At 40.7% G+C, this 13,882-nt stretch carries 14 protein-coding genes; 10 read left to right on the top strand and 4 right to left on the bottom strand.

Translation table 11 applies throughout. The features are described from left to right. Positions 1 to 10 precede the first annotated feature (10 nt). From ACP8HI_RS01160 to ACP8HI_RS01205, 10 genes are all read left to right on the top strand, one after another. Positions 11 to 853 carry a sugar phosphate isomerase/epimerase family protein gene (locus ACP8HI_RS01160; protein WP_438349330.1) on the top strand — a complete coding sequence of 281 codons (843 nt, stop codon included), beginning with the start codon at positions 11 to 13 and terminating at the stop codon, positions 851 to 853. 35 nt (positions 854 to 888) lie between these two features. Further along, positions 889 to 1,908, top strand: coding sequence for a Gfo/Idh/MocA family protein (locus tag ACP8HI_RS01165; protein ID WP_438349331.1), 1,020 nt, complete (start codon positions 889 to 891; stop codon positions 1,906 to 1,908). Between the two features lie 137 nt (positions 1,909 to 2,045). Next, complete coding sequence (locus ACP8HI_RS01170) at positions 2,046 to 2,993, top strand: radical SAM protein (protein ID WP_438351668.1); 948 nt, start codon at positions 2,046 to 2,048, stop codon at positions 2,991 to 2,993. A 136-nt stretch (positions 2,994 to 3,129) separates the two neighbouring features. After that, positions 3,130 to 3,762: a spore coat protein gene (locus ACP8HI_RS01175; protein WP_438349332.1), complete on the top strand. Its 633-nt coding sequence runs from the start codon at positions 3,130 to 3,132 to the stop codon at positions 3,760 to 3,762. Positions 3,763 to 3,931: 169 nt separating this feature from the next. After that, positions 3,932 to 4,666 (top strand): thiol-disulfide oxidoreductase-associated membrane protein CcdA2, encoded by a 735-nt coding sequence (gene ccdA2, locus ACP8HI_RS01180; protein ID WP_438349333.1) that lies wholly within the window; start codon positions 3,932 to 3,934, stop codon positions 4,664 to 4,666. Between the two features lie 5 nt (positions 4,667 to 4,671). Continuing rightward, positions 4,672 to 5,229, top strand: a complete 558-nt coding sequence (locus ACP8HI_RS01185; RefSeq protein WP_438349334.1) for a redoxin family protein — start codon at positions 4,672 to 4,674, stop codon at positions 5,227 to 5,229. Positions 5,230 to 5,255: 26 nt separating this feature from the next. Then, positions 5,256 to 6,380 (top strand): peptide-methionine (R)-S-oxide reductase MsrB, encoded by a 1,125-nt coding sequence (gene msrB / locus ACP8HI_RS01190; protein WP_438349335.1) that lies wholly within the window; start codon positions 5,256 to 5,258, stop codon positions 6,378 to 6,380. A 21-nt stretch (positions 6,381 to 6,401) separates the two neighbouring features. Then, on the top strand, positions 6,402 to 7,193 hold the full coding sequence (locus tag ACP8HI_RS01195; protein ID WP_438349336.1) for a response regulator transcription factor: 792 nt from the start codon (positions 6,402 to 6,404) through the stop codon (positions 7,191 to 7,193). Further along, positions 7,190 to 8,905, top strand: coding sequence for a cache domain-containing sensor histidine kinase (locus ACP8HI_RS01200; RefSeq protein ID WP_438349337.1), 1,716 nt, complete (start codon positions 7,190 to 7,192; stop codon positions 8,903 to 8,905). Before ACP8HI_RS01195 ends, ACP8HI_RS01200 begins: the two co-directional genes overlap by 4 nt. 272 nt (positions 8,906 to 9,177) lie before the next feature. Next, positions 9,178 to 9,378 carry a hypothetical protein gene (locus ACP8HI_RS01205; protein ID WP_438349338.1) on the top strand — a complete coding sequence of 67 codons (201 nt, stop codon included), beginning with the start codon at positions 9,178 to 9,180 and terminating at the stop codon, positions 9,376 to 9,378. A gap of 85 nt (positions 9,379 to 9,463) precedes the next feature. Here the strand turns inward: ACP8HI_RS01205 and ACP8HI_RS01210 are convergent, their stop codons facing one another. The 4 genes from ACP8HI_RS01210 to ACP8HI_RS01225 all read right to left on the bottom strand — a co-directional run bounded on the left by ACP8HI_RS01210 (position 9,464) and on the right by ACP8HI_RS01225 (position 13,837). Next, entirely contained in the window at positions 9,464 to 10,516 is a 1,053-nt protein-coding gene (locus ACP8HI_RS01210) for an ABC transporter ATP-binding protein (RefSeq protein ID WP_438349339.1), read from the bottom strand. Next, positions 10,513 to 12,186: an ABC transporter permease gene (locus ACP8HI_RS01215; RefSeq protein ID WP_438349340.1), complete on the bottom strand. Its 1,674-nt coding sequence runs from the start codon at positions 12,184 to 12,186 to the stop codon at positions 10,513 to 10,515. The genes ACP8HI_RS01210 and ACP8HI_RS01215 overlap by 4 nt, the downstream gene beginning before the upstream one ends. A 96-nt stretch (positions 12,187 to 12,282) precedes the next feature. Continuing rightward, positions 12,283 to 13,329, bottom strand: coding sequence for an ABC transporter substrate-binding protein (locus tag ACP8HI_RS01220; RefSeq protein WP_438349341.1), 1,047 nt, complete (start codon positions 13,327 to 13,329; stop codon positions 12,283 to 12,285). Between the two features lie 220 nt (positions 13,330 to 13,549). Beyond that, positions 13,550 to 13,837 carry an MBL fold metallo-hydrolase gene (locus ACP8HI_RS01225; RefSeq protein ID WP_438349342.1) on the bottom strand — a complete coding sequence of 96 codons (288 nt, stop codon included), beginning with the start codon at positions 13,835 to 13,837 and terminating at the stop codon, positions 13,550 to 13,552. Between the last annotated feature and the right edge of the window lie 45 nt (positions 13,838 to 13,882).

The following is a 13,882-nucleotide window of genomic DNA, read 5'->3' on the forward strand; positions in this document are numbered from 1 at the left end:
GGTTTTTATAATGAAAAAAGGAATAAACATTTGGTCTTTTAACGGGGATTTATCTATTGCGGATTGTATTAAACTAGCTAAGAAGGCAGGATTTGATGGTATTGAATTATCATTGAATGAGACAGGTGAGCTTGGTCTTGCTAGCGGGGACAAGGAAATTAGGGAGATCAAGGCTCGTCTTGAGGATGCATCACTCGAAATTGCTGGTTTGGCTACTGGTTTGTATTGGGACTATCCAATGACAAGCGGGAATAAGGAATTGCAAACGAAAGCCATCGACGTATGTAAAAAACAACTAGAGTTAGCAGCTGCATTTGGGGTGGATGCCATATTGGTTATTCCGGGCGCTGTAGGAGTAGACTTTATTCCTGGCAGTGAGGTAACGGATTATGAATACGCATACGAACGAGCGCAAGAGTCGATTGCTCAGCTTGTACCTTATGCACAAGCTGCAGGAGTATCCATTGCTATCGAGAATGTCTGGAATAAGTTTCTGCTATCGCCGCTTGAAATGCGATCGTTTATTGATGACATAGGTTCCGATTTCGTGGGTTCCTACTTTGATGTCGGCAATGCCTTGCAGAATGGTTATCCAGAGCAGTGGATTCGCATATTAGCTCATCGGATTAAGAAGGTGCATTTCAAGGATTATCGTCGCGAAGCGGGAGGTTTGCACGGGTTTGTGGATCTACTAGCAGGAGATGTGAACTATCCAGCAGTGATGGAGTCACTCAAAGCGATTGGGTATGACAATTACGTTACAGCAGAGATGATTCCTGCTTATACGCATCATACAGACCAAATCATATACAATACATCGAACTCTATGGATGCAATATTGGGTCGTAAGTAAGCTATTTATTTATATAATATAAGGAGGTTTTTCTCTTGTTAAAAGTTGGATTAATCGGATTTGGATTTATGGGTCATATGCACTTTGACAATTATGTTCGGCTAGCATCGGAAGGTGCACAGGTGCAACTGGTAGCTATTTGCGATCTGCGGATCGAGGAGCTCAAGCAAGGAGCAGTAGCGGGTAATATTGCAACAGATCAAGATGAATACGATTTATCTCCATACAACCTATATGATAATATCGATGCGATGTTAGCTAATGAAGAGTTGGACGTCGTCGACATTTGTCTTCCTACTTATTTACATGCGGAAATCACATGTATGATGTTAGAAAAAGGATTGCATGTATTTTGTGAGAAACCTGTTGCAGGCAATTCTACTGATGGATGGAAGATGGTTGAAGTAGCGAAACGTAACAGCAAAACGCTGATGATCGGGCAATGCTTACGCTTCTGGCCAGCCTATGAGTATTTAAAGGGCTGTGTAGAGGATGGACGCTTTGGCAAGGTTAAAGCGGGATCATTCTTCCGCGGATCAGGGTTCCCACAAGGTTGGGAGGATTGGTATCTTGATGGTAGTAAAAGTGGTGGTAACATCATGGATATGCATCTTCATGATACAGATATGATTCACTGGCTGTTCGGCAGACCTGACAAGGTTTCTGCACTCGGTCGCAAAGATGATTCGGGAATTAGATATGACATGGTCTCGACGAACTATATCTACCCGGATGGTAAGGTATTGAATGCACAATCAGATTGGACCCTTCAAGGGGATTTCGGCTTCGCCATGACCTATCGAGTCAATTTTGAAGGCGGAAACCTCGTTTTTGAAAATGATGTGTTAAAAGTTAATCCAAATGATGGTCCTGGCTTTATTGCCGACTTATCGGAGGATAGAGGATATTATCGCGAAATGAAATACTTTATTCAATCTATTGTAAGCGGTGAACCGATTACAATTTGTACTCCGGAGAGTGCCGTAAATACGTTGGAAATTATTGAAGCGGAGATTCGTTCTGCTGATAATGGAGGCCTTTTAGAAGAACTATAAGTTTCACTTGATAAGCAGGTCACTCTATTTAGAGCTGACCTGCTTATTGCTGTTTGTAAGATACATCACACAAACCATGGGGATAAATCTATATAATCACTTATTGTGACCAATATCTTCGGGAGGTAATTGAAATGATGAGGTATAAATCCCTTGAGCTAGAGAAACCTACTACATATGCATTGGAAGGATTGGAGATCGGAGTAACCTCTAATTGTAATTTTCGCTGTGATTACTGTTGCGCATACAATAGAAATGATGGGCAAAGTATCGATGCCAAAGAAATTATTCGTATTCTAGAAGGGATTCCCACCTTGAAAAGGGTAAGATTATCAGGTGGAGAGGTGACCTTGAAGTTTCAAGATTGTGTCGAGGTGGTTGCATATTGTTCATCGAGGGGGATTCAAACACAGTTGAATTCCAATGGGAGCCTTCTTAATGCTGAACGGATTCAGCAACTAGTTGATGCGGGGCTGACGACGATTCATATTTCATTCAATTTCACAACAGCTGAGGAATTCTCCCGTTATTACAATATCCATCCTAGCATATACGAAAAGATAAGAGAAAACATATCCATGTTCGCAGCAACTTCTGTTGATACGGTGCTTGAAACATTGTTGTTCAGTGAAACCGAGCATCATATGAAGGAGATCAGTGATCACGTATACCAGCTAGGAGTTCGAACACACGAGATTCAGAATAGTATTATTATGGATCATACCGGTTGGAAAGCCATTGCAGCTCGTGATGCATTGAAGAATGCGGTTAATGAGCTGATCGAACGTAAGAAAGAGGATACCGTGCTGTATTTTACGTGTATGGATCGTTTTGCAGAGGCACTGGGATTCAAGGAACAACCTGGAGTATACTTTCCTCACTGTATAGAAGGGAAGACACAACTTCATCTTCATGGGAACGGTGATATTCTCATCTCAGAGTTATGCCATCCAGTCATTATAGGTAATATTTATAAGGGAAATGCATTACAAGATATTTACTCTGCCATACCATCGCCGCTTCAGAAGTTTCTTGACACTGAACCATGTCCTGCATTTAATGCGCTGTTTCCACAAGGAGTATAGACGTTGCATAGATTGTAGATGACGAGAAACGTATCTTTAAGGGAGTTCGCAATTTTGGCATGTATAAAAATGTCCCAAAACACTCAACCTATTGTAGTTCGTGTAGCATTCTAAATTCAATAGAGGAGGTTTTACAATGCAGAATCAGAATCAACAAAATAACTTGAATAATCAGTCGATGGGTATGCAGAATCAGAATATCAATCGTGGAGGTCATGAACTTCTTGATATGCATGAAGTATTATCATGTACGATCAGTACTCTAGACCAAATGTTGATGTACAAACCGATGGTTCAAGATCAAGAGCTGTTGTCCATGATGGACCGTCAATACAACTTTATTCTTTCCCAGTACAACCTGACAACAGAATGCTTTACAACAGGCCGCAAACCAAGTCAGGATACATCGAAGTATATGATGCAAGAATCAGCGAACCAAATCATCTACGGTCTCACTCAAGCTCAACCTAAGAAGCCAGTTCAATCTGCAAATGAAATCAAGGAAGCTCAGATTAGTGGATTCATGATAGGTAACCTTAAAACCCTCTCTTCTCATATGACGATGACTGCAGTAGAGGCGACTAATCCTGTTCTTCGTCGGGTACTGGCTTCGCAGATCGAGAACTACATCGAAATGGCGTATGAAGTTTTCTTGTATCAGAACAAGCATGGTTACTATCAGGTAGCACAATTGGACAATTCCGATGCACAGAAGATGCTAAACGCATATGCACCTGCTACAGGACACCCGCGAATGCCTTTACAATAATTCCGAAAGTTCCGTTAAATAGGATTAGATGAATGACTAGCCCAAGCTAAAAGCTTGGGTTTCTTTTCGTTATATGATGATTTCGTAGAAAGAGATCATGAGATTGAATGTTCAATCTGTATTAAATATATTAAAATTGAAATAAGCAAAGACAGAGGATGTGATGACCATGTTGACAGAACAGGTATACGTCGGGAGTGTATTTATTGCAGGTATATTATCCTTTTTCTCTCCATGTATATTGCCTTTATTACCTGTTTATTTATCATTTCTTGGAGGTTCGGATCTGGGAAGTCAATCTAAGACGAAGAAGTTGGGAAAGCTTAAGATACGTCCTCTTTTGATTGGGAAAACGATCTTCTTTATTCTCGGAATTTCCACTGTCTTTGTACTGCTGGGCTTCGGTGCTGGGGCATTAGGAAGTCTTATTAATAGCTCTTGGTTTATTGTGGTGTGTGGAGGTATTGTCATTCTGTTTGGAATTTATCAGACTGGGGTCATCAAACTGTTCTTTCTGGAACGTGAGAAGAAGTTGAAGCTAGAGCTAAAAGGGAATAAAGGTTTTGCAGGTGCATTTCTACTTGGATTTACGTTCAGCTTCGGATGGACGCCTTGTATCGGTCCAGTCTTAGCCGCTGTTCTCAGTATTTCTGCAAGTGAAGGCTCATCCGCGTTCGGTGGATGGTTGATGTTGATCTATACTTTGGGATTAGCGATTCCATTCCTTGTTCTGTCGCTCTTCTCTGATTTACTACTACAGCGATTGAAAAAAATCTATAAATACATGGGGATACTGAAAGTGATTTCTGGTGTTATTCTGATCCTCATGGGGTTACTACTGATGACTAATAAGTTGAATATGATTACGACGTTTTTTGAATTCAACAAGTATATAGGAGGTTGATTCTAATGATGAAAATAAGGATGAAGTGGCCCTTGATGATCGCTTTACTCTCTATGCTGCTACTTATTACGGCTTGTGGAAAAAATGGTGGTAATGTAACCAATCAAACTTTGAATACAGGGCAGACAGCGATGAATCAAGGAAAAGCTGCTCCGATGTTCGATCTCAAGGATTTGAATGGGAATGAGGTCGCACTGGCAGATCTTGCAGGAGACAAGGTGTATGTAAAGTATTGGGCTTCTTGGTGCTCCATTTGCCTAGCGGGACTTGATGAGTTGAACACATTGTCTGCTCAAGATAATGATTTCAAGGTAATCAGCATCGTCAGTCCGGACTTCAATGGAGAACAATCAACAGAAGACTTTACCAAGTGGTTCAAGAAACAAACATCAGATCAAGATATTACGGTATTAATAGATGAGAATGGAAAATGGGCGAAGCAATTCGGCGTCCGAGGATACCCAACGTCTTATTACATTGGTTCAGATGGGGTGTTAGCAAAGACTGCCCCGGGTCACAATTCTAATGAGCAAATAGTAAGTACAATTAACGAAATTAATTGACAATATAATAGTTAGGAGGGATCACGATGAAACGATTACCTTATTTAGGTTCATTATTATTACTATTGTTGCTTGTGACAGCTTGTTCGTCCCTTAACGGAATGAAAAGTGAGGCAAGTGCTAGTGCCAATTCTTCATCTAACAATCCTAATGCAACGATAGATTATTCTAATAGTGAGCTTAGTACAATTTATTTTGCAGGGGGATGTTTTTGGGGAGTGGAGGCATATATGTCCCGCATCTATGGTGTCAGCGATGTAACTTCGGGTTACGCCAACGGAACAGGTGAGAATCCAACGTATGATGATGTTATTGCAGGAAACCGTGGATTTGCTGAAACCGTTGAGGTGAAATATGATCCTGAGCGAGTATCTCTAGCGAATCTAGTAACCAAATACTTTAAGGTGATTGATCCAACGAGCTTGAACAAGCAGGGGAATGATAGAGGTGTTCAATATCGGACTGGTATTTATTATAAGGATGAGGCAGAGGCTCCCATCATTATGGATATGGTGAAGCAAGAACAGGATAAATACGATAAAAATATCGTCACCGAAGTGTTACTACTCGAGAATTATTACCTAGCGGAGGATTACCATCAGGATTATTTGGTGAAGAACCCGAATGGGTACTGCCATATCGATCTAAGCATATTAGATAATCAAGAGATTCCAATGGAAGAAAAAGTGGTTATCGAAATAGATCCGGCGATGTATCCTAAACCGAGTGATGAAGTACTTAAAAGCAAACTAACCGATGAACAATATCAGGTAGCGGTGTTGCAAGATACGGAGCATGCCTTCTCGAATGAATACTGGGATCAGTATGAACCAGGTATTTATGTGGATGTGGCGACAGGTGAACCGCTCTTTTCAAGCAAGGATAAATATGATTCAGGTTGTGGATGGCCGAGTTTTACCAAGCCGATTATACCTGAAGTCGTTACGTATGATGAAGATACGCAATACAATATGGTCCGTACAGAAGTAAGAAGCCGCGCGGGTGACATTCACCTAGGTCATGTTTTTGATGATGGGCCAGAAGATCAGGGTGGAAAAAGATATTGTATCAATAGTGCCTCAATTCAGTTTATCCCTCTTGCAGACATGGAAAAAGAAGGATACGGGTATGTTAGTATCGTAGTAGAATAACAAGGAAGGAGCCCTTCGCTAATGTATACACTATTGCTTGTAGAAGATGAGGAATTGGTGCGGAATGGTATTAAACGATTAGTGCCTCTGAGTGAGCTGAACATTACCGAAATCATTGAAGCAAACAATGGAGAGGAAGGGCTTCGGCTCTTCGAATCTCATCATCCTGATGTGGTGTTATTAGACATTAATATGCCCAAGATGAATGGACTAGATTTTGCTAGGAAAATTAAAGAACTAAAACCTAACGTCAAGATAGCAGTTATTACAGGCTATGACTACTATGATTATGCGGTCACCGCTTTGAAAATTGGCATCGATGATTATGTGCTCAAACCCGTATCTAAGAATGATGTATTCGAAGTGTTGAGTAAATTAGTGAATAAGATGAAGAGTGAAGAGCAACAATCTAAATTACAGGATGTCGTGATGGAATTTAAGACGAATATGAATAATAATGGTCAAATTCAGCATGTGAACGATGATGCAGGTTATAAGGCATCCATAACACAAATCGTTGAGGCTAACATGTCGAATCCAGACTTCTCACTTACGATTTTAGCCAATCAGATGGGTTTTAGTTCAGGATATATGAGCGTGATGTTTAAGCGATTGTTCAATATATCTTTTCAAGATTATATGGTCTCGATCCGTTTGGAGAGCGCTAAGCTTCAATTGTTGATTTCAGATATGAAAATGTATGAAATATCATCAACCGTAGGCTTTGATAATCCTAATTATTTCAGCGTTGCATTCAAAAAGAAGTTTGGACTCTCTCCGCTTCAATACCGAGAAAGAATTAAAGATTCATGAAGGCCTTCTTTCGTTCACTTCAATTTCGGATTTCATGGATATATATGATGATTAGCTTTGTGACCATTGGTATTATAGGAAGTGTTCTGTATGTTGGGATTTCTCAGGTAGTACTAGATGATTCCATTCAATCTTCTAAGATGGCGATTACGAAGAGTGGTACTTACGTAGAGATGTATGTGGACCGCTTAAAGGTGTTGTCTACAATGCTCGCTCATAATCCTCAAACCATTCGAACATTAGCTTCAGAGGATAAAGCAGGAGAAGAGGATGTACTTCAGTTCATTAATACGGTGCTAATGTCGGATTCTTATATCCAATCCGTTGTCGTCATAGGTAAAGATGGATATGTGTTATCGAATGAGAAAAAGCTGAATATGATGCGTTCCTCGGATATGATGAAGGAGCCCTGGTATGTTGCGGCCATTAATAGTAGTAATCCAGTTCTGACCTCTACTAGAATGCAGAGATTCTCGATGGATAAAAATAATTGGGTCATATCGATGAGTCAGGAAGTTAAAGATGAGAACAATCAGAATATCGGTGTTGTCCTATTGGATATCCAATATAAAGGACTCGAAGATTATTTGAATGAGGTAGAGTTGGGTAGCAAAGGATTTTCCTACATCGTGAATAATCAAGATGAGATTGTGTACCACAAAGACCCATCCTATTTCATGAATGCTGCTAAGAAGGACGAATTACGACAAGTGAGCCAAGAGGAGGAAGGTTATGATAAGAAGCAGAACCTCCTTGTATACCATACGAAGTTACGGAATTCAGATTGGACATTAGTTGGGGTTAGTTCCTTAGATGGTTTAGCACAAATTCGTAATCAGTTATTAAGGTCTTTCGCCATCGTAGCATTGGGATTGTTAGCGTTGATTGTTATTGTATCTCCTCTGCTTGCAAAGAGCATCACAAGACCGATTCACCGATTGGAACAAGCCATGCAAAAGGTAAAGAAAGGCCGACTGGAAGTAAGCGTATCAGAGACTGGAGTCACTGAGGTTCAAGGACTTGCCCAGCATTTCAACACCATGGTTATGGAGATGCAGCGTTTAATGCAAGATATTGAGAAGAAGGAGAAGAACCTTCGCTCATACGAGTTAAGCGTGTTGCATAGTCAGATCAATCCTCATTTCTTGTACAATACGCTCGATACTATTGTATGGATGGCTGAATTCAATGATAGTGAACGCGTGATTTCGACCACAAAGGCACTTGCGAAATTTTTTCAATTATCTCTGAGCGGTGGCAGCGAGTTCACGTCCATTCAGAATGAAATGAACCATGTCTCCCAATATCTATTTATCCAAAAGGAACGTTATGGTGAAAGACTTCACTATGATATCCAATTCGATCCTGATTTGTCTGACAAGGTTATTCCCAAGATCATCCTCCAACCATTGGTGGAGAATGCGATCTATCACGGAGTTCGTGAGAAGGACGGTCCCGGTCTGCTAGAAATCACCTGTAAGAGAACAGAAGATGGCAATATTCTATTTGTCGTGAAGGACGATGGAGTTGGATTTGAACCGAGTCGAGAAGAGGACATCCTAGGTAATAAATCGGAAACTCAATCTAAATTAGGTGGAGTCGGTATCAACAATGTGGATGAGCGATTGAAGCTTTATTATGGTGAGGAATATGGGATCACGATAGAATCTAGGATAGGGGAAGGAACTACGGTAAGGATTGTTATTCCTTGAACTACGAGTTCCACCATTCGTACAATCTGTAGACCAATAATGGAATGAAGAGAAGTACCTCCGATGATTTCAATAGGGGGTATTTTTTTTATAGAAATTGTATTAGCTAATGAATTAGGGAAGATCCTGTTCGCGGAAAAAAGAATTAAAGCCATTTTGTACCTAACCTTAGGGTTCAAAATAGCATATAGTTGGGAGGTGAACATAGGAGCGAGTGCTTATTTAAGCAAGGTTGAGTCGCTATCGCTTTAAGAAATGGGGTATTTATAAATTTGTTATATCTTAACAATGAAGAGATCGTCAAACAGCATCTCCGTGATTTACAAAGTTCGGTGGAACAGCACAGAGTAGCACAGCAAGTATTAGCTATCCAAAGGGAAATATCGAAATTAAATCGCCAATCTAAGAACTCCGTTAAAGCAAAACAATCTATCTTTAATCAATTTATTAATTTGGGAAAAAGAATGCTTTAACGAAAGAGTGTTCTAGTGAGCAGGGGTTCCATCGCATAAAAAAGATCATCCTCCTTGTATTTGTCATGATTAACCCCTCCAATTTTTATACATAATGATGCTCAGTTATGGGTATATTGATGGACACTTTATCATTTAATTTAAAAGGTAAGGGAGAGATAACTTCCCACTGCTGTCCAGTGGATTGGATATCATAATAGAATTCTTTGCCCTGAAACTGTACATTCACTATTTCACCAGATAGACCCTCATTTTGTTCAGGTCCAAGTTGGAATTGATCAGGTCTGACAGGATAAAGCCCATTTGTTTTGAAATAACCGGCTACTTCATTTCCAGGCCACTGTACAATGGAATCTGCACCATCAGGAATGAAATGTTCGTGATCCCAACGCCCCCGAATAAGGTTTGCCTTCGATACAAATTGTGCGACAAAATTAGTTTCCGGCTTCAAGTAAATTTCTTGCGGAGTCCCCACTTGCTCAATTTGACCGTCATTCATCACTACAATTCGATCTGCCATAGCTAAAGCTTCGCTTTGATCATGCGTAACATATACGATCGCAGAACCAGTCTCCCTATGTATGGATTGGATTTCACGACGCATGTTCATACGAAGCATAGCGTCAAGACTACTTAGAGGTTCATCCATAAGTAGAAGCGAAGGCTGAGATGCAATAGCACGAGCAATAGCAACACGCTGTTTCTGGCCACCTGATAGTTCATGAGGCATGCGTTGGGATAGATGGGACAAGCCGACTAATTCAAGAACGTCTGAGATACGTGTCTCTTCATTCTCACGGATAGCCTTAGGTGTCTCTTTATGATTACGAATTGGAAAACGAACATGTTCTGAAATATTCATATGGGGCCAAAGTGCGAAGCTTTGAAAAACCATCCCAATCCGTCTTTTCTCAGGAGGGATACTTGATCGGGACGTAGCTACAACCGAGCCATTCATAACAATTTCACCTGCAGAGGGTTGCTCAAATCCTGCTAGCATTCGAAGTAAAGTGGTCTTTCCACAGCCAGAGGGACCTAAGATAGCTACGAATTCTCCATCCGCGATATTTAAGTTGATTGATTTCAGCGCATTATAATTACCGAACGTCTTACTAACTTCTTTTAGTTCAATACTCATTCGTGTACTCCTTTATGGGAAAATATTTTTTGTACAAGATGTAATAGGCTTGCTCCGATGAAAATTAGAAAGACGATTAAACTGGATAATGCCGTCGAATGGAGTGTATCCCCAGCCTGTTCAAAGCTGAAAATAGCAACACCAATCGTCTGCGACCGTGAAGAGTATAAAAGTGCCGATACCGTCAGCTCAGTTAATGCTGTTAGGAAGACTAGAATAGCTCCGCTAAGGAGTCCTGGGAGCAGTAGAGGTAGCAGGATGAATACCCATTTCCGCCAGGGACTAGCTCCTGATATCCTAGCTGCTTCTTCCATAGAAGCGTCAACTTGCATAAATGCTGTGACACCTGCTCTAATCTGTAAGATAAGGAAACGGCAGACGTAAGCAATGAAGAGAATCGTAGTCGTTCCATAGATCCCAGGGTTCCATCCAGGAATAGGCTCCATCCAGACAAGAATCATAGATAATGCAAATACGATTCCGGGAAGCGTATAAGGAATTGAAATGGCCAGCTCAGTGGCTTTTATTAGCTTTGATGGTTTGCGTACACGGACATAAGCGAACAATGAACCGATAACTAAACAGACGATGAGTGTGCCTAGTGCAAGTAGTAGGCTATTTTGAATCGATTGCCAGATTTTTGGATTGTTGAAAAGTATATATTTGTAGTTCTCAAATGTCAGATTTGTCATGTTCAATGGACGGCCATAGGCCCTCTTTAACGAGAGTGAAATCATTGAGAATAACGGTACGATAGTAATGAAGATAAGGCTGATCCAAATAAGTAGACTTAACCATAATCGATGTTTACCTAAATTATAACGAGGCTGATTATCCAATCGAGCAGTATCATCAGATTTACTCTTGCGGACAGAGAGCCATTGAAGCAATGTTCCAAAGATAGCGATAATACTTAATATGACAGATAAAGATGCCCCGCGTGCAAAGGCAGAGGGACCGAAGCTAATAATTTCTTCATAAATCAATGTACTAAGTACACTGATGTTTACAGGTGTCCCCAAAAAGGAGGGAATACCAAAGTTATCAAGTGAAGCAAGAAATACGAGCAGTCCGCCTGCTGTCAGTCCAGGTAAAGCAAGTGGAAATGTGATCTTTATAAAATTTTTGATCCGACCAGCACCACTAGCCTTGGCTGCCCATTCTAGATCACGTGGAATTCTTTTTAATACATTTACGGTAAATAAATAGACCAATGGGAAGTGGTGAATACCCATGACGAAGATGATTCCACCCATGCTATACATACTCCATGGCTGAGCTCCTGAATGGAATAGGTGTAGAAATGAAGCCATTAATCCCTGAGAGCCCATAAAAGAGGACCAGGATAATGTAAGTACATACGATGGAAGAACAAAAGATAGTAGGATGAGTAGATGTAGTACTTTTTTATATTTTATATTGGTGTAAGCCATGATCCAAGCAGCCACAATACCAAGTACTAAAGATAATAGTGTAGATGCAATCACCATTATAAATGTATTCTGCAATGTATTCCAAAAGCGATTTTGTTTCAATAATTCAGTGTAGTGATCGAGACTAAATCCTGTTTCCGCCCCAATGCTTAAATGGAGAAGCTTGGCGATTGGGAGTACGAAGAAGAATAGTGTGGCTAGGATACCTAGAAGTATTACTGACTTTTTGATTAACAAGGAAAAAGGGAGGAGGCTGGGTTTCAGCCTCTCCTTGTTCAGTGGTTGTTGGATATCATCGGTAGTTAAGTCATCCATAAGTAATCGCTCCGCTCGTTAGTTTCCGAATAACTCCGTAAACTGTTTCTTGTCCGCTTCACGTTCACTTGTCAGAATGGCGATATCTCCAGACAATAGGGTGAGATCGGATATACCCTTCAATCCTTCGGGTGGTGTAATACCGTTACGAATCGGAGTGTATCCTATTTCAGCGGCAAGTTCCTGTCCATCCTTGGATAAGACGAAATCGACAAATACTTTAGCTGCTTCGATACTATCTGTATTGTTGACAATGCCGATTGGCTCCGTAATGATGGGAACTCCTTCTGCTGGATAGATTAGCTCGATAGCTGATCCTTTAGCTTTCTCACGTGCTACCATATAGTCAACGACGATGCCATAACTCTTCTCGCCACTGGCTACGGCTTTGAGGACTGCCCCGTTTCCTTTGATGACTGACATATTATTTGCTTTTAATTTCCCTAAGAACTCCCAACCGAAGCTATCGGTACGTGAGAATATACCAATGTTATATGCCGCTGCGCCAGAATATAACGGACTGGGCATAATTGCATCATCTTTAGCCTCATCAGAGGTCAGAACTTGCCAAGAAGTTGGTAGGGTGGATACTTTATCTGTATTCACAGCGAGAATAGTAGCAATGACCTTTGTTCCTGTATACATTCCGTCAGCGTCCATTAATTCATCCGCAATTTGATCTCTCTCAGCTGATTTATAGGACATTAGTAGGTCTTGGCTTTTCAGACTTTCAAAAGTAACTGAATCGGCGAGGAGAAGAACATCTGCTTGAACTTGTCCCGCTTGCTTTTCTGCTTGAATCTTTGCTGCTACTTCTTCAGTACCAGAGCGGAAAGTTTCAACTTGGACATCTGGATATTTAACATTGAAGGCTTGGACTAATTGAGTAGCATCTTCTTCCGGTTGAGAAGTATAGAAGGAGAGCTTACCAGAGATTGAAGTAGATGAAGTATTAGTAGAACCTTGTGCTAATCCCGTGTTCGTAGATGCTTGTGTCTCTGAGCTACATCCCGTAAATATCAACATGGATGCCATTATGGCAAAAAACGAACTTTTCTTTAACATATTTGATTGCTCCTCTAATCATTAATTTGGATTTACAAAGTATACATCTGGGACGTGTCAGGAAGATCAACAGTGCCTCCAAAGACATCACTTGCTGATTTTTGCATTAATTCGAAATCGCCATCTCCCGGTAGATGGACTAGCACCAGCCTTTTTACATTAGCTTTACTAGCGATTCACAATAGGAAGTGTCTCCTGAATAGACGAGTACCTTGCCGTTTTACGTAATTCTCATCGCATAACATGGAATGGTGTGTAATACAGGGACAAACTCAATTCGGGCACCGGCATATTGGAGAATGCCCATATCTGCAATATGATCATGATGCAGATGGGAAAGAATGACGCCTTCAAGCTTTTCTACATCGGTTTGTTTGACTAGCTTACTCATCACACCACTACCACAATCAAGGAGAATCTGTCCTTCTCCAGTATCAACTAAATATCCCGCGGTTGCTCCGTCTGCTGAAGGATAACCTCCCCAGTAACCTGAAATTTTGACATCCATGGTATCACCTCAAACGCACGTCACTAAATTTGTTTACATTTGTTC

It is taken from the genome of Paenibacillus sp. FA6 (assembly GCF_051550225.1).
Taxonomy (GTDB): Bacteria; Bacillota; Bacilli; order Paenibacillales; family Paenibacillaceae; genus Paenibacillus_AQ.